The sequence below is a fragment of the Ruegeria sp. BE9 genome, from assembly GCF_056538765.1.
In genome coordinates, this window is record NZ_JBQFTS010000008.1 from 133,606 (window position 1) to 152,940 (window position 19,335).

The following is a 19,335-nucleotide window of genomic DNA, read 5'->3' on the forward strand; positions in this document are numbered from 1 at the left end:
ATCAGGTCAAAATCGATATCCCCACAAGGATCAGACACGCGATGAACAGCGTTTCGACCACGATCAATGCGATGGCTGCTCCTCCAACGGCCAGCACTTGTTTCAGGTTCGTCTTCATGCCAACGGCAGCAATCGCCGTCAGCAATAGCCAGCGCGATAGCTGACCCAGAAATTCAACGACGGGCTGCGGTATCAGTCCAAAAGAATTCAACCCGGCAAATACAAGAAAAGCAACGACAAACCCTGGCAGGATCGGTGGGCGCTTACCGTCAGTGGGCAATTCTGCAAAAGAGCGGATCATTAGTGAGGCGATCAACACGACCGGGGCCAACATCGCAACGCGGATGAGTTTGACCAGCGTTGCGGTTTCACCTGCCGAGTCCGAGATTGAAAAACCCGCGCCGACGACCTGTGCCACGTCGTGGATGGTGCCGCCAATGAACACACCGGCTTCGGTGTCAGTCAGCCCAAGAGTGTTGCCGATGATCGGATAAGCAATCATGGCGATTGTCGAAAGGATCGTTACGCCCAGAACCGTAAAGATCAGACGTTCCTCTGACCTTTCGTCGCGTGGTAGAATTGCGCTGATGGCCATCGCGGCTGAGGCGCCGCAAATCGCGACCGATCCCGCTGTAAGCAGAGCAAAACGCCATTTGTGACCGAAAAGCGGGGCCACGGCGAGGCCAAAGACGATCGTTGCAATCAAGCCCCCGATCACCAAGGCAATCATGTTGAAGCCGAGGCCGGACATTAGAACCATGGAAACCCGGACGCCCAGCAAGGCAACACCAACGCGCAAAAGCGTTTTGGCCGAAAAGGCGATGCCCGGAACGGTTTTACCCTCTTCCCCCAAAAAACTGACCGCGATGCCGAGCAACAGAGCTAACAACATTGCGGGTGTCGCATAGTGATCAGCCAAGAACTGCGCTGTTACCGCGACAATGACTGAAACAGCAATGCCTGGAAACAGATCGTTGAGAATCTGTTTCGCCCGAATTCCGGAAGGCGCGCGTTCCAAGGTCATGAAAGGCAATGTCTTACGTCCTCAATCGTGTTTTCTTATTGGGCGTGCCGTTGTGTGCGGACGGCGCGCCGGGTTCTATTGATGTTGGGCCTGTACGGCTGTCACGGCGATCATGTGCAGGATGTCTTCGGCCGAGCATCCGCGCGAAAGGTCATTTGCGGGTTTGGCCAGCCCTTGTAGTACCGGTCCGATGGCCTCGACACCGCCGATGCGCTGCGCGATTTTGTAACCCAAATTGCCAGCATTAAGACTGGGGAAAACAAATACGTTCGCCGCGCCTTTGAGTGGCGACTCCGTTGCTTTTTTGGCCGCCACTTCGGGGACGAAAGCGGCGTCGAATTGCAGTTCACCGTCGATCAGTAGGGTAGGGTCCTGAGCGCGGGCGATTTCTGTCGCCTCGACCACCTTGGAAACCTTTGGGTGTTCAGCGCTGCCCGAAGTGGAAAAAGACAGCATTGCAACCCGAGCGATCTCACCGGTCAAAGTCGTGTATGACGACGCCGAGGCGCGGGCGATCTCTGCCATTTCCCGAGCGTTGGGGTCTACGACAAGGCCACAGTCTGCAAAGATGTGGACGCCTTTGACCTCGTGGTGGTCCTGACAGAACAACATCAGAAAAAAGCTCGAGACCATTGCCGCATCTGGAGCCGTACCGATGATCTGTAGCGCGGTGCGCACGGTGTCGGATGTGGTCTCTACGGCACCGCCGACTGTGCCGTCGGCGATCCCTTCCTCTACGAGCAACGCCGCATAGGCCAATCGGTTTGTGACCTGTTGCTGAGCCTTTTCAAGCGTCATGCCCTTGTGTTTGCGCAGCTCGTATAGCGCCTGTGCAAATCGCGGAAGCAGAGGGGACGTTTCCGGGTCATGGATTTGGATCTGTTCTGGATCAAACCCAGAATGTGTTTTTAGCAGTTCAGACACTTTGGCCTGATTGCCGACTAGTATAATCCGCGCGACATTCTCTTTCGCGGCTAGAACTGCACCTTCCACCACGCGTGGATCATCGCCCTCAGAAAGGGCGATGATTTTGTCGCTGGCGGACGCCGTCCCAAGAATGGCGCGCAGAGGTTTCACGCGCGTTACGCTCCGGCCTGAGGGGTCATGTCGTCGGCCGAGATGCCGGCGACTTCAACAGGCTTCTTCATTGCGTCGCGGCGGAAGGGCTCACCCAGTTCTTGGTTGATCATGGCTTCGATCAGGGTGGTGATGCCGTTCTTCTGGTCTTCGATCGCCTGGTTCAGGGCTGCGGTCAGCTCGTCCTGAGTGCGGGCGACGACGCCTTTCAGGCCGCAGGCCTGCGCGATACCGGCGTAAGACACTTTGGTGTCCAGTTCGGTGCCGACGAAGTTGTCATCAAACCATAGGGTCGAGTTTCGCTTTTCCGCACCCCACTGGTAGTTGCGGAAGACGATCTGGGTCACGGCCGGCCACTCCTCGCGGCCGATTGCGGTCAGCTCGGTAACCGCGATGCCAAAGGCACCGTCACCCGAGAACCCAACGACTGGTACGTCCGGGCAGCCGATCTTGGCGCCGATCACCGATGGAAGGCCATAGCCACAGGGGCCGAACAGGCCAGGTGCCAAATATTTGCGGCCTGCCTCGAAGGACGGGTAGGCGTTGCCGATGGCACAATTGTTGCCGATGTCGGACGAGATGATCGCTTCTTTCGGCAGAGCGGCCTGAATCGCACGCCATGCCATACGTGGGCTCATCCAGTCGGGCTTGGCGGCGCGGGCACGCTCATTCCAAGTGGTGCCCGGATCGTCCTGCTCGTGGTCCATCGAGGTCAGTTCCTGTGCCCAACGTGACTTGGTTTCAGCGATCTTGGCTTTGCGCGCGTCGCGACCTTCGTCACCTGCAGTGCCCGAAAGCTGTTCCAGGATGTTGTTTGCAACGGTGGCAGCGTCGCCAACGATACCGACCGAGACTTTCTTAGTCAGGCCGATGCGGTCCGGGTTGATGTCAACCTGAATGATTTTCGCTTCGGTCGGCCAATACTCCAGACCGTAACCGGGCAGGGTCGAGAACGGGTTCAGACGGGTGCCGAGGCACAGAACGACGTCCGCTTCTTTGATCAACTCCATCGCGGCTTTCGAGCCGTTGTAACCCAGAGGGCCAGCAAACAGCGGGTGCGAGCCGGGGAAGGCGTCGTTGTGCTGGTAGCCAACGCAAACCGGGGCGTCCAGGCGCTCGGCCAGTGCTTTCGAGGCTTCGATGCCGCCTGCGGACAGAACCGTACCGGCGCCGTTCAGGATAACCGGGTTCTTAGCATCGGACAGTAGCGCAGCAGCTTCGGTGACGGCAGAGGCGCCGCCCGACGGCAGTTCGAATTCGACAACAGCAGGCAGATCGATGTCCACGACCTGAGTGAAGAAGTCGCGCGGCACGTTGATTTGAGCAGGAGCCGAGGCACGCTTTGCTTTGGTGATAACACGGCTCAGAACTTCGGCCATCCGCGAGGGGTCGCGCACTTCTTCCTGATAGCAAACGCAGTCAGCAAACATGCGCATCTGTTCCATTTCCTGGAAACCGCCCTGACCCATGGTCTTGTTGGCAGCCTGCGGTGTGACCAGCAGCAGCGGGGTGTGGTTCCAGTAAGCTGTCTTTACGGCGGTGACAAAGTTGGTGATGCCGGGGCCGTTCTGCGCGATCATCATGGACATTTTGCCTGTGGCACGGGTGTAGCCGTCCGCCATCATCCCGCCCGAACCTTCGTGCGCGCAATCCCAGAAGGTAATGCCGGCTTGCCCAAAAATATCCGAGATCGGCATCATGGCCGAACCAATAATACCAAAGGCATGCTCGATCCCGTGCATTTGCAGAACTTTAACAAAGGCCTCTTCGGTGGTCATTTTCATCTGAATGTTCTCCGCGCATAGGTGATTTGGGTCAGGCGATCAGCCTGACCTTTGGCTACGGTTTAGGCCTAACGGGCAGGGCGGCGTTAGGGCCAGAAAGCTGGGCGGAATAGGTCCAGAGCCACGTCAGCTGCTGCGAATGGCGTCTGCAATTAGCTTTACGCCCGGCGCGATCCGGTCTGGCGTAATGGATGAATAGCCAAGACGGTAGAAATTCCGAGGTTTGTCCGGACCGGAAAAGAACGATGCGCCAGGCTCAATGTGAACGCTCTGACTCTGCAACTTGCGGGCCAACTGGCTGGTGTCGACGTGTTTGGGGGCAGACATCCACATTGACGAGCCGCCCATTACACCGCGCCCGGCGACTGTCAGGCCGTGTTCTTCGATGGCCTTATCCATCGCATCGCGCCGTTGTGACAAAGCTGTGGACATACGCCTGATCTGCGCATCGTAGTGGCCAAGTGAAAGGAAGTACGCTGCTGTGCGCTGAATGTGACCCGGTGGGTGACGCAGCACCAGTGATCGCAACGCCCGCGCTTCGCGGATAAATGGCTCTGAACCGACTATGTAGCCAAGCCGCAGTCCGGGGAATAGTGACTTGGAAAAGCTGCCAACGTAAATCACCCGCCCATCCCGGTCCATGGACTTTAGTGCCGGTGACGGCGCACCCAGAAAGGCCATTTCGAATTCATAATCGTCTTCGACCACCATCGCATCGAGTTCACGCGCGCGTTCCAGCAATTGGTTGCGGCGACTGACCGGCATCGTCGCAGTTGTTGGGCTTTGATGGCTGGGAGTGGTGAATATGACGTCAGTGTCATCAGGCAGCGCTCCGGGCGGCAGGCCGTCGCGATCCACGCTCAAGGCGGTCACATTGCAATCCCAATGGTTTAGAAGGCTACGCAGCGCATAGTAGCAGGGATCTTCGATCACGGCGGTTCGATTGTGGGTCAACAAGATGCGTGAGGCTAACCAAAGTGCGTTCTGGGCCCCCAGTGTTATCAGAATCTCTTCGGGTCGGGCGGCGATACCGCGGCGGGGCAGGGTGTGTCTGGCAATGAATTCCACCAGCAGGGGGTCGTCTTGGTCAACGTAGTCCCCGGTCAGAGAATCAAAGTCCTTATGACCCAGTGCTCTCACGGCGCACAGTCGCCAGTTGGCATGATCGAACAAGGTTCGGTCGGCCTGACCATAGATGAAGGGATAGCGGTACTCGCGCCAGTCGCTCGGTTTTGGAAGAACATCTCCGTCTGAAAAACGGCGCGCCAAGGCGCTGTCCCAGTCGACCGTCTCAGTGCCTCTCTGCACCGGAGTGTATTTGGGCGGCACCGGTGCGTTTTGCGAAACGTAGTAACCGGATCGCCCTTTTGAAGACAGATAGTCATTGGCCAGCAGTTCGGTATAGGCCAGTGTGACGGTAATCCGGCTGACACCCAGATGCGCGGCCAACTTGCGCGAAGAAGGTAGCTTTTCACCAACATGAAACCTGCCGGACAGTATGCCCTCGGCAATCATCTGCTGGATTTGAGCTTGCAGCGTGCCTTGCCCGTTCTGCTCAAGAAAGAATGTGTCGACTGATATTCCCATAGGGTCTTATATGTTGGACTTATGGGTTGATCAATCTGGACTTAAGCCTTTCTCGCGATTTCGTGAGGCGTATGGTTGACGAATTAAATCCATTGGCCTAAATAACTAGAAATCTAGTTTAATGGAGTAAGCGAGATGTGGGAAACCGCTGCAGCAGGATTTTCGGCCATGGGGTCTGAGGCCCGGCTGAAAGTTCTGAAAACTCTGGTCAGGGCCGGAGAAGCCGGTCTTACAGTCGGTGAGATTCAAGAGCGGACGGGGATCGCCCCGTCGACCTTGGCCCATCACCTGCGCTTTTTGGCGGCAGGTGGTGTTGTCGAGCAAGAAAAGGTCGGTCGCAGTACGATAAACCGTGCTTGCTATGCCGAGTTGAGAAGTCTTGCACAGTTCATTCTGTCTGAGTGCTGTGCGGACGAGGTCGGAAAGGCTGCGAACGATGGCTGAGTTGACACAAAACCCCAAGATGTCTGCCAAGACCTTTCTTGACGTCATAAAAACACCTTGGGCCGTGATAGTTGCAATCCTAGCGTTGGTGGCCGTGCTTGACCCGGGAAACTGGGGCGAAGTTGTCACTTTTGCGGGCAAGGCTTTGGCCCATACAGGGCAGTACATCCTGTTTGCCGTTCTGCTTCTTTCGTACCTGAAAGCAACCGGTGCCGAGGTCATGGTCGCGCGCGCATTCGAGGGGCGCGAAACCCGGATGATACTGCTTGCAGCTTTGTTCGGTGGGCTTGCGCCATTCTGTTCCTGTGAGGTCATTCCGTTCATCGCAGGATTGTTGGCGCTGGGCGCGCCTCTCTCTGCCGTGATGGCGTTTTGGCTCAGCTCTCCCTTGATTGACCCGCCGACTTTGTTGATCACTGCGGGTGCGTTGGGTTGGCCGTTCGCAATCGGCAAAGCCGTTGCAGCCGTTGCTTTGGGTCTGTTTGGAGGCTTTGTGGTGCGTGGCCTGATGCGGACAGGTGCATTTGCCCAACCCCTGCGCGAGTACAAACCTGCAGGCTGCTGTGGCTGTGGCCCCAAGCAAGATGACAAGCCTGTCTGGCGGTTCTGGCAAGAACCCGAGCGCCGGGTGCGTTTCCGGTCCGAGTTTGTCCACAACGGTCTCTTTTTGCTGAAATGGCTGGCCTTGGCCTATGTGCTCGAAGCGCTGCTAGTCAGCTATGTCCCTGCCGATTTGATCGCGCGTGTGGTTGGCGGTGAAGGCGTTGTGCCAATAGTGATAGCCGCGCTGGTTGGGATGCCTGCCTACTTGAACTCGTACGTGGCACCGCCCTTGCTGGCGGGGTTGACCGAACAAGGTATGAGCGTAGGGGCTGCGATGTCCTTCATGGTTGCAGGCGCGGTGAGTTCAATCCCGGCAATGGCTGCAGTTTGGTCGCTGGTAAAACCAAAGGTCTTTGCAATCTATCTGGGGTTGGGGATCACAGGTGCCATAATCGCCGGCATCGTGTTTCAGATGATCTAAAGGAAAAAGCGCCCGGTGTTTCCACCGGGCGCTTTTGCTTGTTAGCCAGCCTCGCAGTAGCGAGGCAATTTGAAGCGGTACCGTGGCTCGCCGCTATCGATAAAGACTCGCTTCTCAATACAGGCGCTTGTGCCCACAGTTTGAGAAATCGGACCTTCGGTCGAAGTGATCGACGTCGCTGAACCGTCGGGCAGTCGTACCGAAGCAATTACGCCGTTCTTGAGATCCCCATTGATCGGAGTTGCTGAAAGAACTGCGACAGTCATGAACGACTCGTGTTCGTGTTCGCCGCCGTCATTCAACAGCAATAGCCCGGTAACTACAGCTACGAGGCCGATACCGCCCACTACCGCTAAGCCCCAGGTTTTCACGAAGGCATAGATTGAAACAGCGTGGTGCGGGCCAAAGATCTTGGACAGGATAGTCAGCATTGGAACCTTGATAAAAAAGCCCCGGTCCGTTCAGGCCGGGGCTGTCTTTGCGTCAGGGGCGCAGATCGTCTTCGTCTTCATCCTCGGCCCCGCCTTTGGGCAGGTTGAAGAAGCTGTCGGCGTCGATGATCGGTTCGTCGTCTTTCTCGGCCTCGGGCTCATCGGACAGCGAGAAAGTTTCCAGACCTTCGATGGCGGTCGGAATCTTGGGCGCGGCATCCATTTCCAGCGACTGCTCGGTCGAGACCAATTTACGACGTTCGTCATCGCTCATGACGCCGCCCTCGGCTGCTTTCTTGGCAGCGGCTTTTTGAACGATGGCGTCCAGTTCCGACTGTTTGCAGAGGCCCAGAGCAACCGGATCGATCGGCTGCATGTTGGCGATGTTCCAGTGGGTACGCTCACGGATCGACTGAATGGTCGGCTTAGTGGTACCGACCAGCTTGGCGATCTGACCGTCACTCAGTTCTGGGTGGAACTTGACCAGCCACAGGATCGAGTTCGGACGGTCCTGGCGTTTTGACAACGGAGTATAACGAGGACCGCGACGCTTTTCTTCACCCGATGCTGCCGGGTTGAATTTGAGCCTCAGCTTGTGCAGCGGGTTGTTCTGCGCCGAGTCGATCTCTTCCTGGGTCAGCTGGTTGTTGGCGATGGGGTCAAAGCCTTTTACACCAGCGGCCACATCACCATCGGCGATGCCTTGCACCTCAAGCTCGTGCATACCCACGAAATCCGCGATCTGCTTGAAGCTGATCGTGGTGTTGTCCACCAGCCATACGGCTGTTGCCTTGGCCATAAGCGGTTTTGCCATCAGCCCGTCTCCTATAAATACATCTGTCCCGTCGCCGGAATTCGGCGGCCCCGTGATCTTGGGGCAGGTTTCCGTTGTCGGGGAACTTGGGGTCTATATAGTCGCGGCACGGCAAGAAGGGAAGAGGCGAATGCGCCAGGTGGTTTTGGGGCTGGTTTTGTTGACGTTCGGCGCGATGACAGCGCTGGCTGATGGCGAAAAAGCGGGGGAGTTTGACTATTATGTCCTGTCGTTGAGTTGGTCGCCAAACTGGTGCGCGCGCGAAGGGGATGCGCGCGGGTCGGACCAATGCGATGCGCGACATGACCACGGGTGGGTGTTGCACGGGCTCTGGCCGCAATACCATCAGGGTTGGCCTGCCTATTGCCGCACGCCAGAGGCGCCCCCAACTCGGCGCATGACCCGGGAAATGGCCGATATTCAGGGATCATCAGGTCTCGCGTGGCATCAGTGGAAGAAACACGGCACCTGCTCGGGTCTGAGTGCGCCCGACTACTTTGCCTTGTCCCGACAGGCGTATGATGCGCTAGAGCGACCGAAGGTGTTTCGCCAACTGGACTCGTCGGTGAAGCTGCCCGCGTCAGTTGTGGAAGAAGCATTTCTGAAAGCCAATCCCGCGCTAAAGCCCGACATGATCACCATCACCTGTAAACAGGGCTATATCGAAGAGGTCCGCCTGTGCCTGTCTCGCGACCTTAACCCCGTGCCCTGTGGCCGAGACGTGATCCGAGACTGCACAGCTAAGGACGCTTTGTTCGATCCGATTCGTTAGAGCTTTTTATTTTGGCAGTCGCGCGCGTACTCTAGCGCTTTGGCGGTGCCCTTAAGGTCAATCGCCATCACAACCTCACCCGCAGTATTATAAACGGTCATCGATCTGTTCTGGGCGATGGCGTTGACGAAGTTTCGGTCAGTGAAGAACACAGTCGCACCTGGAACACGACCCTGGTTGAAACCAATGGCGGTGGCGTCAAAGCTCTTGCCGTCCAACTCGAAGCGAATGGGATAGCTCTCGCCCTGTTTAATATCGCCCCAGGCCTTGTTGTAGACGGCGAAATAGCCGCGATTGTCCAACGCGTCATAACCGATGCGCACCACCGAGAGATCCTGATACACCGTCTGGATCAGGCACCCGTTGCCAAGCGCAGGGTCCATCATGATGTTCCAGCCTTCGACAAAACCCTTGTCGATGAGTTCCTGCGAAAGGGCGGCGGTTGCGGTGAAGGCGGCGAAGGTTAGGGCAAGAAGGCGGGTCATTGGTTTAATCCTGCAAATCTGAATTGATGAGGAGGCCCTGGCAAAGCCGTTAAGGCAACGAATAATCTCAATATTACATGTTACAAGCAACTTGGGGGTCCAAATTTTGGACATAGCGATAGTTCGTGGCAGTTTTTCTTTGCGTCAAAGGCAGCTTTCCGAAGTCATCACGCTTGCCTCACCGTTTGGCGTGGTGGCAATGTCTTCAGCATAGCAGGCGAGGCTTTTGCCTTTTGAACCACCCCGGGAATAAAAGATAAAATGTACAGGGGAACCATCGCGTTTGTGTGATTTCACATAGGCTTTTATCTGGTTTGTTGGAGCATTTTGAATCTTCTCCAAAATAGGGGGAAGTTCTCCTTCTAAATAGAGTTCGAGATCGCTCCAATCTTCCAATAGAAACACAACGAAGTCCGCGTCTTCTATCTCTTCGGGCCTCGCAACCGGATCGAACATAGGGTTGCTAAGTGCGATTTCCTTGTAAAAGGCATCTAGGCTGTCTTCTTCCAATTCGGACAACACCATTAGTTTTAGCTTATTCGGGCTGTCGGCTATTGTCGTCCCGGCCAAGCTCTCAACGGCAATGATTACAACCAGTGCGATCAAATAGAATCTTCGCTTCATTGGCGCCCTAAAAATAAGAAAATTCCTAATTAGTGAAACAAGTTGCGCGAGTAAGGCTAAATCTCCTTCCGCGCCCTCAGTGCCGCCGTAATCGTTCCGTCGTCCAGATAGTCCAGCTCTCCGCCAATCGGCACGCCCTGCGCCAGTGAAGTTAGGCGGACCTGTCCCTCTAACTGATCGGCGATGTAATGGGCTGTGGTCTGGCCGTCGACGGTGGCATTCAGGGCAAGGATGATTTCGGTGATCCCCTCAGCCATGACCCGATCCTTAAGACGGGGAATTCGCAGTTCGTCAGGGCCGACACCGTCCAGCGCCGATAGGGTCCCGCCCAGAACGTGGTAGCGGCCTTTGAATACGCCGGCGCGTTCCATCGCCCAGAGGTCGGCAACATCCTCGACGACGCACAGCTCTCCGGTTGCGCGGTCCTCGCTGTCGCAGATGTCACAGATATCGGTGGTGCCGACGTTGCCGCAATTCAGGCATTCGCGGGCGGTAACGGCCACCTGCTGCATGGCGTCCGACAGGGGCGTCAGCAGCAGAGCACGTTTGCGGATCAGGTGCAGCACGGCGCGGCGAGCCGAGCGGGGGCCGAGCCCCGGAAGCTTGGCCATCAAGTCGATCAGGTTGTCGATGTCGCTGTTCGAACTCACCACACGTGCTCCTGCAAAAGGGCCGGGCAGAGGCGCCCGGCCGGTATTCCGTCAGGAGTGTGTATCAGAACGGTAGTTTGATGTCTGCGGGCAGACCCATGCTTTCGGTCAGTTTTGCCATCTCGGCCTGCGAGCGTTCGGCCGCTTTGGTTTGTGCGTCCTTGATGGCGGCCAGGATCAGGTCTTCGACGACTTCTTTGTCATCGCCGTTGAAGATCGACGGGTCAATGTCCAGACCCTTCAGTTCGCCTTTGGCAGTGGCGGTGGCCTTCACCAGACCGGCACCGGATTCGCCAACGACCATCAGGTTGTTCAGCTCTTCCTGCATTTCGGTCATCTTGGTCTGCAAATCCTGCGCGGATTTCATCATCTTGGCCATGTCGCCCAGACCACCTAGTCCTTTGAGCATTTTCTTCTCCTAAAAGCGGGGGCGCAGTGCGCCGTGAATGAGTGTGGCACATATCGCAATTGCGAGCCCGACGAACAAGAGGGGAGATCCAATACATCCCTCTTCGATGGCCTCCCACCTAACGTCGTCCAAAATTACACCGTAATAATTCGCGGAGGCGACTACTGCAGTCACAAGCCAAAGGCCCGCTAGGACCCAGAGTAAAGTGCGCCGCTTGGACGCAAGTACGAAGATGCTAATCAAGAGCAGCGCAATCGGTACTGGCGTCAGTGCGAGGGCCAGAAACTCTTCGAGCATAGACGCTGGTCCTGTGGCAGGATTCCAGAGTGGCCTTTGCTTGTCGCAAACTTCGGCGATCGCGCTGGAAGCAGAAAGAGAGAGGATCAATCCTCCTCGAACGGGTCCCATTCGTCTTCGACCTCGGGCAGAGCTTCTGTTTCGACCTTAGCGGCGCGCTCCTCCGGCGTCTCGATCCGCTTAATACGTGCTTTCGGGAATTGCATCAGAACGGCTTGAACAAGTGGGTGCTGCTCGGCCTGCGCTTTCAACGCCAGATCAGCTGCATCTCGAACCTCGGCAATAGTTGCGGATTCTCCGTCTGCCACAATCGAGACAGCCCAGCGGTTTCCGGTCCAACGTTGTAACGCAGTACCAAGTCGTTGGGCCAGATCAGTCGGCGCGTTATCCGTGGGTGTAAACTCGATCCGTCCGGGCGAATAGGATGCCAGTCGCACGCCGTTTTCGATTTCAACCAGCAGCTTCACGTCCCGGTTCGTTCGGACCAGTTCGACGACATGCTCAAAACTGGGATACCGCGCAAGAGCGGCTTGGGTGTCTTGAGCCAGCGCTGCGGTCGGCGCTCCGGCCGGGCCGCGCGCGGTTGAGGCATAAGCAGGAGGAGCGGATTGCGCAGGCGCATGGGACGGCACAGCCATGCCGCCTCCAGGGCCACCGTTCGGAGGGGGCGGCGGTGCGTCCTGCAGCCGTTTGATCAGTTCTTCCGGGCTGGGTAGGTCGGCCACATGGGTCAGTCGGATCACCGCCATTTCGGCGGCCATCATGGCATTCGGAGCCGCGGAGACTTCTTCAAGCGCCTTAAGCAGCATCTGCCACATCCGCGTAAGTACACGCATCGGCAAGGCCTCGGCCATCTGTTGCCCGCGGGCGCGCTCATCCGGCGAAACAGTTGGATCCTCGGCCGCGTCCGGGGTGATTTTCACCACAGATACCCAGTGAGTGATCTCGGCCAGATCACGCAACACGGCCAGCGGATCGGCGCCCTCAGCATATTGCCCGCTCAGCTCCGTCAAAGCCCCTGCTGCATCACCGCGCAGGATCATATCCATCAAATCCAGTACCCGCCCACGATCGGCCAGACCCAACATCGCGCGCACCTGATCGGCGCTGGTTTCCCCAGCCCCGTGCGAGATCGCCTGATCCAATAGCGAAGTCGCATCCCGTGCCGACCCTTCAGCCGCGCGGGTGATCAATGCCAACGCGTCATCTGCAATTTGGGCGTTTTCTGCCGACGCGATTTTAGTGAGCAGACCGATCATATCTTCGGGTTCGATCCGACGCAGATCAAACCTCTGACATCGCGACAGAACTGTAACCGGAACCTTGCGAATTTCGGTTGTCGCAAAGATGAACTTCACATGCTCGGGTGGTTCCTCAAGCGTCTTGAGCAGCGCGTTGAACGCGCTGGTCGACAGCATGTGGACCTCGTCGATGATGTAGATTTTATAACGCGCGCTGGCGGCGCGATAGCGGACGCTGTCGATGATTTCGCGGATATCGTTAACGCCCGTCCTGCTGGCGGCGTCCATTTCCATCACGTCGACGTGACGACCTTCCATGATGGCTACGCAATGTTCGCACTGGCCGCAGGGTTCCGTCGTAGGTTTGCCTTCCCCATCAGGACCGATGCAGTTCATGCCTTTGGCAATGATCCTCGCGGTTGTGGTCTTACCGGTTCCGCGTATGCCGGTCATGATAAAGGCCTGCGCGATACGGTCAGCCTCGAACGCGTTTTTCAGCGTTCGTACCATTGCGTCCTGGCCGACGAGATCGGCAAAGGTTTCGGGGCGGTATTTACGGGCGAGAACCTGATAGGCGGGGCTTGGCGTGTCGTTCATGTCTGCTCTGTCGGATTCGGTTCAAGGATGCAGCGTAGAGGCCCCCGCCGCCCACGTCCACAGCAGGCTTGGGTGAATTTCAGTTTGCAGGGCGGATAACGCGACATAGAACAGATAAACGTGTCAACATTGCTGCAAGGATAGAAATGTGAACCCTCTGTCGTTTTACCCATTGTCAGTCGGGCACGGCACAGTTGCCCTGTCGCCTATGCCGGGGCGTGGTGGTCGGTATGCGCAGGATTTGATTGCGATATGCGATTGGCAACCGGATCTGGTCATCTCAATGACGACACAGGTCGAGATGGCACAGGAAGGTGCAGGTGCGTTTGGTGTTGATCTAGAAGCCCATGGTATTTCTTGGGCGCACTTGCCAATAGAGGATTTTGGTGCCCCGTCACCAGCAACTCAGGCCAAGTGGCCGGCTATAAGCAAGGCTGTGAGGCAGATTTTGTCCGGTTCCGGGCGCGTATTGGTTCACTGCCGTGGGGGGTGCGGACGGTCGGGGATGATCGTTCTGCGTCTCATGGTCGAGAACGGTGAACTGCCAAAGGCCGCACTGAAACGCCTGCGCGATGTAAGGCCATGCGCGGTCGAGACTGACGGGCAGATGGCATGGGCTGCGCAGGCAGCCCGGCCCTGATTTTCTGTGTCAGAGTGCCAGTTGATTATCGACTTGGATGATCGGAGGGGGAGCCAAAGCCAAAACTTCGAGCATCGCGCAAGGCGGGTTGGCCACAACGTCTGTGGGCAGAGAGCTGAAGACATCCGCGAACATCATATCTGCGTAGTGTTCAAGTGACTCGATTGAAACATCAGTTCCCGAACCGCAAAACACTCGGATCTGGTCCTGGCGCGCGCGAAAGCGTGCTGTGCAGCCTTCGGGGCAGTGGGTCAATTCGCTGCTGCCCTCGACTTGAAAATCAGGTGTTGTCGCAGGGGCTGCGGTCTCGATCGCCTGAGTAATGACCCGAGCGACTTGTGCCAGTGCCGGACAGGTTTTTCCGGTGCGCTGGCACACGGTGGCAGAAAATTCGTGAGTTTTGGTCTTCCAGATCATAGTGCGCCCTCCGCGCGATAGACGGGGCATAGATCAGGTATGACAGCGAACTGACGACCTGCCCGGACACCCCGTCCGAGTTTCGGTTTTAGTTCGATGGCAGGTCTCCTGACTTGCGGGTCGTCGCTTTGCCAACCTTCCCAGCCTACGGCCAGTGGTAATTCGGCATCGCTCTCCGCTTACAGTTGCGGGGGCAGTCGCGGCATTGGTCCGTTCCGGCATTACCGGGGTGGACCGCACCGTGTTCCCTTTTCATCCCGCCCCGAGATCGGGGACGAGAACCATCGAGCCATCGCTAGCGGTTGAGAGAGGCGCGAGTCAAGCAGCCTTTTGCGCAACAGGGTGGACGCGAGGTCATGCAGCACCAGTGTTGACTCGGCAGGTCAAAACATGGCGATTGAAGGAAGTGAACTGAACAGTTCAGAGATAGAGGTGCGTCATGCTGGACAATTCGTCGGCAGTTCTGGCAGAAGATTTTCACTTTCCTTCAGGCCCTGCCAGCCTGTCGGCACGACTATATTTGCCTGCGACTAACCCCCGGACTGCAGTTGTAATTCACGGTGCGACCGGTGTGCCTCGGGACTACTACCAGCATTTCGCCCATTGGCTGGCTGCCGAACATGGCATGGCCTGCCTTACCTACGACTACAGTGATTTTGGTCATTCTCTGGCTGGTTCCTTAAAGGCGTCACGGGTCAAGATGGCAGATTGGGCACTCATCGATATGCCAGCTGCACGTGCCGAAATGAGGCGGAGATTCCCAGAAGCCGAACAATGGAGCATTGGTCATTCCGTTGGCGGGATGCTTGGGCCAATCCAGCCCGATATCGATCAGATCGACCGTATGATTTGTGTCTGCTCGGGCCCTGTGACCGTTTCCGACCACCCATGGCCCTACCGGGCACTGGCTTTACTGTTTTGGTACGGCCATGCGCCTCTTGCTGTCAAAGCCTTGGGCTATCTTCCGGGTAAGGCGCTGGGTTTTGGCGCGGACCTACCTGCAAGCGTCTATTGGCAGTGGCGGGGATGGTGTACCGCGCCGCGCAATTACTTGCCCGAGATTGGCCTGACTCTACCCGAAGCACGCTGGGCGGAATCGGATACTCCCGTTGATCTGATTACTTTCGTCGATGATGATTTGGTGCCGCCAAATGCAGTTTGGCGCTTGGCTGATCTTTACGGTCCGAAAGCGCGCCGCCATCTATTATCGCCGGGTGATTTCGGTCTGCCCAAAGTCGGGCATATCGGCGCGTTTGCCCGTCGTAACGCGGCTGTCTGGCCACGACTGATCGCGTAATTCCGCTTATTCGGACGTTCTGCCTGTGTAAGGGGAGAAGTGAGAGGTTGGACATCGACCCAAGCGGGGCTCGTTGTGGCTGCTTCCTTCCGGACCTGACCAGGTTGGCGAGGCGCTCGCCCGCGCCAACCTCTCAAGGGTTGATATAGGCAGTAAGCGTGAGAATGACAACCCGTCACAATGTCAAACGGATCAGTAGAAAGCCCGCGTCATCTTCTCCGATAACAGCGGGATTGAATTCATCCAGCTCGTCTAAATACCGACGCGCGGCCTGGCCGGTTCTCAGTGTCGCAGACGCACCGTTCAGAGGCCTGAATCGAAAGGGTTGAGGCGCAGTTTCGAGCGGGTCGGGTGGCAGATCGTTGGACAGGTAGTCCCGTAAAATCTCTTGAATTGATAGGATTGGCAGTTTGATGCGCTCTGCGTGTTCGAGGAAAGAGAAATGCCCGCCGCCATTGGCACGATAATTGTTGAGCGCAACGACAAAGCGCTGATCAGCCTCCAAAGGGTGCCCGTTCAGACAAATATCCCGAATCCGATGATGTGCGGGATGGATCAGATGTCCGCCAGCATCAAAGCGCGGTGGTTGAGAGAGATCTATTTGGTACGTAAGCCCCTTAAGGATATCAAAGTTATGTCCGGCTCTGTTTTGGGCGACTAAATCTGTTTGAGTGCCATATGAAAGCTGATTGAACACACTGGCGGACATTTCAAGCCATTGTTGGATCTGCTTTGCAGACACTACAACTGCCTGAAGTTCGTTGGGAAACACATAAAGATCTACGACGTGGCGCAGGCAGATCTGACCAGCAGGGACATCTGTGAAGAACCGAGACCCTGCGCGGCCGCCAAACTTGGACGGGGCGACAGCTGACAGAACTGGTAGGTTCTTGAATGGAGTGTTCTGCAGATATGGACGCAGTGCAGATGCCTGAGCAGCCGCAACCAGCAAAAGGCCACGGTCATGAGCGCAAAAGCTAAAATAGCTGTGCAGATGATGTTCGGAGTGGCCTACAGGTTCGGCAGCGCGTTTGCGGGTTTCGGCATGTCCAGCGCAGAAAATGCGCGCCAGTTCGGGGTCCTCGTCGGTCGCTAAGGCTGGCCGACCTCGGGGCGCCTGATGAACCGGTCTAAGTTCTGCGCTTGGATTTTGGACGTACCAATGCCGCCCTCCGGTCGACTGCAGCGTCAAATCTATCACGCCCAGATGCGATCCCGCCGATCCGGGCATAACCACCGGCTTGCCATGTACAAGGCCCCGGCGGGCATCAACAAACTCAAACCCGCCATGTGCAATGCCGGGGAGCGTCAGGTGAGAGTGGCCTGCAATCAGGGCGTCAATTTCGTCGATCGCTGCGAGAGGTATAATGGCGTTTTCCAGGTTCGGCTCTGCCTTTGCCGGCCCCAACCCTGTATGGGCCAGTGCGACAACCAGATCACACCCTTGGGTCCGCAAGGTTTGCGCCACTTTCTGCGCGCAAGGTAGGATGTCGCTTATGGTGACCTTGTTTTGTAGACGATGCGATTCCCATTTGGCCGTCTGAGGCGGAAGAACTGACAAAACGCCGATTTTCAACTGTACCGCGTGATCCATGCTCTGGACCGTTCTTTGCAGGATAGTACAGCTTTGCCATGTAGGCGGTTTATCGATGCGCTGCGCATTGCTGCAAACAACCGGACAGGGCGACTCGGCCAAAACGCGATCCAATGCCTCTAGACCATATCCAAAGTCATGATTACCTAAACCGATCGCGTCGTAGCCCATCTTTTCGAAGGCCTGCATGAGGATGTGTGGCCCATTCCCCGGCTCAATCGCCCAATCCCCGATCGGGGTACCTTGCAGCGAATCTCCGTTGTCGAAAGTCAGAACCAATGCGCCCTCTGACTTTGCTTCATTCCGCGCGGTCCGGATCAAGCTGGCAGTCCGCGCCAAACCAATTGTCGCCTCGGGTGCATCGGTATAATAATCGAAACCCTTCAGGTTTATGTGTAGGTCAGAGGTTGCAAGAATCCGAATGCGCACTGAAGCGTGTGACCGGGGAGGGGAGCTTGTCAATTTGCTACCATTGGCAGTTTTTAATTAATCAATTTCAACAAAAAGTATAATAAACGCAACATCTAAGCTGCGTGTGCGATCATTTGGCACGAGTGATTTCAAGGACGTGCATTGCAGCCGTAACACTGGTAGAGGCATTGCAGCCCCTTACAGACGGCCCGAAGGAATTCCGATGAAACATGCAGAACTTGTGACATTTGGCGGCTCGGGCCTGGATCGGGCGGCCCATATTCGAGGCGATGCGGATCAGGTTGCCAAGGCGCGGTCCCATCCTCAGGCTAAGTGTCTTTTGCTTTGGCGCGGAAAGCTGCTGGTGCAGGGAGAGGCACTGGATCGGTTGGGTCTAATCCCCATGACGCACCAATTGGTGGAAAACGGCCCAGGTGGCATTGTTGAGGCACCTGTATTTCTGGGCCTTTCTGACGAAGCACCCGTCTTTGCCACGGATATCTCGGATTGGCCTGCTGAGGGGATGGACTTGTCCGAGCTTGGCGCATTTGTAGACAGATCAGAACAGCACCACCCCGATCTACCGCAAGGCTATGTCTTTGCGGAGTTGCGGCGCATCATGACCCGTCTGTCAGCGCGTGATGCCGAATTGGCAGCAGCGGCCAAGGCCGTGATCGGATGGCACGATACCCATCGGTTCTGTGCGCGTTGTGGCGCGGCCAGTGAGCTTGCCCAGGCCGGTTGGCAGCGTAGTTGCCCCTCGTGCGGTGGGCAACACTTCCCACGTACCGATCCGGTGGTGATCATGCTGATCACGCATGGGGAATCGGTCTTGATGGGGCGGTCTCCGGGTTGGCCAGAGGGCATGTATTCTCTGCTGGCCGGGTTTGTTGAACCGGGGGAAACGCTTGAGGCTGCCGTTCGGCGTGAGGTCATGGAAGAGGCCGGCGTACCCGTCGGCGCGGTGAGTTACTTGTCAAGTCAGCCGTGGCCTTTTCCTGCGTCGCTTATGTTCGGTTGCGCGGGTGAGGCATTGTCGCGCGAGATCACCATCGACCCCGTCGAGATTGAAGAGGCGATGTGGGTGACTAAGTCCGAGATGATGCAGGCTTTTGCAGGAGAACATCCGACCCTTTTGCCCGCCAGAAAGGGTGCAATTGCACACTTCCTCCTGCAAAACTGGCTTGCGGATACGCTGGACTGACAAAATACTGGGCCAACAGGTAAGAGAACCAAAAACCATCATGCAGTTTTCAGCGCGCGAAGATATCGAAGCTCCTATAAATGCGGTGTTCGAAATGGTTGCCGATTTTGAGCGGTTCGAACGTATGGCGATGCGCAGGGGTATCGAAGTGCGACGCATGTCTGGTCATATGGTCGTTGTGCCGGGGACTAAATGGGAAACCGAGTTCAAACTGCGTGGCAAACCCAGACATGTGGACATTCAAATGGCCGAGTGTGAGCCCCCTTCACACATGCGATTTGAGGTTTCGAGCAAAGGCATGAATGGGTCTACATTGGTCGAATTTCTGGCGCTGTCACAGCGTAGAACAAGGCTAAGTGTTGAAATGTCTCTGGCGGCCAAGTCCTTGCCTGCACGACTTTTGCTTCAGTCCCTCAGGCTTGGGCAATCCCGATTTCGGAGGCAGTTCCAGTTGCGGCTGAAGGAATTTTCCAGAGAAATCGAAGAACGCTACCAGCATGGCGTTTAACCCT

The 19,335-nt window shown here is 56.8% G+C and carries 20 protein-coding genes, 1 other RNA gene and 1 riboswitch; of the genes, 7 read left to right on the forward strand and 14 right to left on the reverse strand.

What is annotated here, in order from left to right; translation table 11 throughout:
- Position 1: 1 nt before the first annotated feature.
- The 4 genes from ACR0EO_RS18945 to pdxR all read right to left on the reverse strand — a co-directional run bounded on the left by ACR0EO_RS18945 (position 2) and on the right by pdxR (position 5,472).
- Positions 2-1,024 carry a YeiH family protein gene (locus tag ACR0EO_RS18945; protein ID WP_480692374.1) on the reverse strand — a complete coding sequence of 341 codons (1,023 nt, stop codon included), beginning with the start codon at positions 1,022-1,024 and terminating at the stop codon, positions 2-4.
- Positions 1,025-1,099: 75 nt separating this feature from the next.
- Positions 1,100-2,101: a phosphate acetyltransferase gene (gene pta / locus ACR0EO_RS18950; RefSeq protein WP_480692375.1), complete on the reverse strand. Its 1,002-nt coding sequence runs from the start codon at positions 2,099-2,101 to the stop codon at positions 1,100-1,102.
- Positions 2,102-2,106: 5 nt separating this feature from the next.
- Positions 2,107-3,885: a sulfoacetaldehyde acetyltransferase gene (gene xsc, locus ACR0EO_RS18955; protein ID WP_480692376.1), complete on the reverse strand. Its 1,779-nt coding sequence runs from the start codon at positions 3,883-3,885 to the stop codon at positions 2,107-2,109.
- 126 nt (positions 3,886-4,011) lie between these two features.
- Positions 4,012-5,472, reverse strand: coding sequence for a MocR-like pyridoxine biosynthesis transcription factor PdxR (pdxR, locus tag ACR0EO_RS18960; RefSeq protein ID WP_480692377.1), 1,461 nt, complete (start codon positions 5,470-5,472; stop codon positions 4,012-4,014).
- A 135-nt stretch (positions 5,473-5,607) separates the two neighbouring features.
- On the opposite strand from pdxR, the gene ACR0EO_RS18965 reads away from it, so the two are divergent.
- Positions 5,608-5,916 (forward strand): ArsR/SmtB family transcription factor, encoded by a 309-nt coding sequence (locus tag ACR0EO_RS18965; protein ID WP_480692378.1) that lies wholly within the window; start codon positions 5,608-5,610, stop codon positions 5,914-5,916.
- Positions 5,909-6,940 carry a permease gene (locus tag ACR0EO_RS18970; protein WP_480692379.1) on the forward strand — a complete coding sequence of 344 codons (1,032 nt, stop codon included), beginning with the start codon at positions 5,909-5,911 and terminating at the stop codon, positions 6,938-6,940. Before ACR0EO_RS18965 ends, ACR0EO_RS18970 begins: the two co-directional genes overlap by 8 nt.
- Positions 6,941-6,981: 41 nt before the next feature.
- On the opposite strand, the gene ACR0EO_RS18975 is transcribed toward ACR0EO_RS18970, so the two are convergent.
- Complete coding sequence (locus tag ACR0EO_RS18975) at positions 6,982-7,371, reverse strand: hypothetical protein (RefSeq protein WP_480692380.1); 390 nt, start codon at positions 7,369-7,371, stop codon at positions 6,982-6,984.
- 52 nt (positions 7,372-7,423) lie between these two features.
- Complete coding sequence (locus ACR0EO_RS18980) at positions 7,424-8,185, reverse strand: DUF1013 domain-containing protein (protein WP_170407583.1); 762 nt, start codon at positions 8,183-8,185, stop codon at positions 7,424-7,426.
- 130 nt (positions 8,186-8,315) lie between these two features.
- Between ACR0EO_RS18980 and ACR0EO_RS18985 the strand changes: the two genes are divergently transcribed.
- The gene (locus ACR0EO_RS18985; protein WP_480692381.1) at positions 8,316-8,957 is read left to right on the forward strand and encodes a ribonuclease T2 family protein; all 642 of its coding nucleotides are present in this window, start codon (positions 8,316-8,318) and stop codon (positions 8,955-8,957) included.
- Here ACR0EO_RS18985 and ACR0EO_RS18990 read toward each other — a convergent pair.
- The 5 genes from ACR0EO_RS18990 to ACR0EO_RS19010 form a co-directional block, all read right to left on the reverse strand.
- Positions 8,954-9,442, reverse strand: a complete 489-nt coding sequence (locus tag ACR0EO_RS18990; RefSeq protein ID WP_480692382.1) for a hypothetical protein — start codon at positions 9,440-9,442, stop codon at positions 8,954-8,956. The two genes, ACR0EO_RS18985 and ACR0EO_RS18990, sit on opposite strands and share 4 nt — an antisense overlap.
- A 144-nt stretch (positions 9,443-9,586) precedes the next feature.
- Positions 9,587-10,048 carry a hypothetical protein gene (locus ACR0EO_RS18995; protein ID WP_480692383.1) on the reverse strand — a complete coding sequence of 154 codons (462 nt, stop codon included), beginning with the start codon at positions 10,046-10,048 and terminating at the stop codon, positions 9,587-9,589.
- 74 nt (positions 10,049-10,122) lie between these two features.
- The gene (gene recR / locus ACR0EO_RS19000; protein WP_480692384.1) at positions 10,123-10,716 is read right to left on the reverse strand and encodes a recombination mediator RecR; all 594 of its coding nucleotides are present in this window, start codon (positions 10,714-10,716) and stop codon (positions 10,123-10,125) included.
- A gap of 64 nt (positions 10,717-10,780) precedes the next feature.
- Positions 10,781-11,125 (reverse strand): YbaB/EbfC family nucleoid-associated protein, encoded by a 345-nt coding sequence (locus ACR0EO_RS19005; RefSeq protein ID WP_170328851.1) that lies wholly within the window; start codon positions 11,123-11,125, stop codon positions 10,781-10,783.
- Positions 11,126-11,508: 383 nt separating this feature from the next.
- Complete coding sequence (locus tag ACR0EO_RS19010; protein WP_480692385.1) at positions 11,509-13,260, reverse strand: DNA polymerase III subunit gamma/tau; 1,752 nt, start codon at positions 13,258-13,260, stop codon at positions 11,509-11,511.
- A gap of 148 nt (positions 13,261-13,408) precedes the next feature.
- Between ACR0EO_RS19010 and ACR0EO_RS19015 the strand changes: the two genes are divergently transcribed.
- Complete coding sequence (locus ACR0EO_RS19015) at positions 13,409-13,900, forward strand: protein-tyrosine phosphatase family protein (protein WP_480692386.1); 492 nt, start codon at positions 13,409-13,411, stop codon at positions 13,898-13,900.
- Positions 13,901-13,909: 9 nt separating this feature from the next.
- Here the strand turns inward: ACR0EO_RS19015 and ACR0EO_RS19020 are convergent, their stop codons facing one another.
- Complete coding sequence (locus tag ACR0EO_RS19020; RefSeq protein WP_480692387.1) at positions 13,910-14,317, reverse strand: hypothetical protein; 408 nt, start codon at positions 14,315-14,317, stop codon at positions 13,910-13,912.
- 81 nt (positions 14,318-14,398) lie between these two features.
- A riboswitch (cobalamin riboswitch) is annotated at positions 14,399-14,618 on the reverse strand.
- 138 nt (positions 14,619-14,756) lie between these two features.
- Between ACR0EO_RS19020 and ACR0EO_RS19025 the strand changes: the two genes are divergently transcribed.
- Positions 14,757-15,614 carry an alpha/beta hydrolase family protein gene (locus tag ACR0EO_RS19025; RefSeq protein ID WP_480692388.1) on the forward strand — a complete coding sequence of 286 codons (858 nt, stop codon included), beginning with the start codon at positions 14,757-14,759 and terminating at the stop codon, positions 15,612-15,614.
- Positions 15,615-15,651: 37 nt separating this feature from the next.
- Here the strand turns inward: ACR0EO_RS19025 and ffs are convergent.
- Positions 15,652-15,750, reverse strand: an RNA gene (ffs, locus tag ACR0EO_RS19030) — signal recognition particle sRNA small type.
- Positions 15,751-15,789: 39 nt separating this feature from the next.
- The gene (locus ACR0EO_RS19035; protein ID WP_480692389.1) at positions 15,790-17,637 is read right to left on the reverse strand and encodes a bifunctional 2',3'-cyclic-nucleotide 2'-phosphodiesterase/3'-nucleotidase; all 1,848 of its coding nucleotides are present in this window, start codon (positions 17,635-17,637) and stop codon (positions 15,790-15,792) included.
- Positions 17,638-17,842: 205 nt separating this feature from the next.
- Here ACR0EO_RS19035 and nudC point away from each other — a divergent pair, with 205 nt between their 5' ends.
- Positions 17,843-18,823 (forward strand): NAD(+) diphosphatase, encoded by a 981-nt coding sequence (nudC, locus tag ACR0EO_RS19040; protein ID WP_480692390.1) that lies wholly within the window; start codon positions 17,843-17,845, stop codon positions 18,821-18,823.
- A 40-nt stretch (positions 18,824-18,863) separates the two neighbouring features.
- The gene (locus ACR0EO_RS19045) at positions 18,864-19,331 is read left to right on the forward strand and encodes an SRPBCC family protein (RefSeq protein ID WP_480692391.1); all 468 of its coding nucleotides are present in this window, start codon (positions 18,864-18,866) and stop codon (positions 19,329-19,331) included.
- Positions 19,332-19,335: the final 4 nt, after the last annotated feature.

Excerpts from the sequence above, each read along its gene's own strand:
- ACR0EO_RS19005 (WP_170328851.1), bottom strand. The coding sequence starts at position 11,125 with ATGCTCAAAGGACTAGGTGGTCTGGGCGACATGGCCAAGATGATGAAA.
- ACR0EO_RS18990 (WP_480692382.1), bottom strand. The coding sequence starts at position 9,442 with ATGACCCGCCTTCTTGCCCTAACCTTCGCCGCCTTCACCGCAACCGCC.
- ACR0EO_RS18970 (WP_480692379.1), top strand. The coding sequence starts at position 5,909 with ATGGCTGAGTTGACACAAAACCCCAAGATGTCTGCCAAGACCTTTCTT.
- ACR0EO_RS19020 (WP_480692387.1), bottom strand. The coding sequence starts at position 14,317 with ATGATCTGGAAGACCAAAACTCACGAATTTTCTGCCACCGTGTGCCAG.
- nudC (WP_480692390.1), top strand. The coding sequence starts at position 17,843 with ATGAAACATGCAGAACTTGTGACATTTGGCGGCTCGGGCCTGGATCGG.
- ACR0EO_RS19045 (WP_480692391.1), top strand. The coding sequence starts at position 18,864 with ATGCAGTTTTCAGCGCGCGAAGATATCGAAGCTCCTATAAATGCGGTG.
- ACR0EO_RS19010 (WP_480692385.1), bottom strand. The coding sequence starts at position 13,260 with ATGAACGACACGCCAAGCCCCGCCTATCAGGTTCTCGCCCGTAAATAC.
- ACR0EO_RS18980 (WP_170407583.1), bottom strand. The coding sequence starts at position 8,185 with ATGGCAAAACCGCTTATGGCCAAGGCAACAGCCGTATGGCTGGTGGAC.
- pdxR (WP_480692377.1), bottom strand. The coding sequence starts at position 5,472 with ATGGGAATATCAGTCGACACATTCTTTCTTGAGCAGAACGGGCAAGGC.
- ACR0EO_RS18975 (WP_480692380.1), bottom strand. The coding sequence starts at position 7,371 with ATGCTGACTATCCTGTCCAAGATCTTTGGCCCGCACCACGCTGTTTCA.
- ACR0EO_RS18965 (WP_480692378.1), top strand. The coding sequence starts at position 5,608 with ATGTGGGAAACCGCTGCAGCAGGATTTTCGGCCATGGGGTCTGAGGCC.
- ACR0EO_RS19025 (WP_480692388.1), top strand. The coding sequence starts at position 14,757 with ATGCTGGACAATTCGTCGGCAGTTCTGGCAGAAGATTTTCACTTTCCT.
- xsc (WP_480692376.1), bottom strand. The coding sequence starts at position 3,885 with ATGAAAATGACCACCGAAGAGGCCTTTGTTAAAGTTCTGCAAATGCAC.
- ACR0EO_RS18945 (WP_480692374.1), bottom strand. The coding sequence starts at position 1,024 with ATGACCTTGGAACGCGCGCCTTCCGGAATTCGGGCGAAACAGATTCTC.
- ACR0EO_RS18985 (WP_480692381.1), top strand. The coding sequence starts at position 8,316 with ATGCGCCAGGTGGTTTTGGGGCTGGTTTTGTTGACGTTCGGCGCGATG.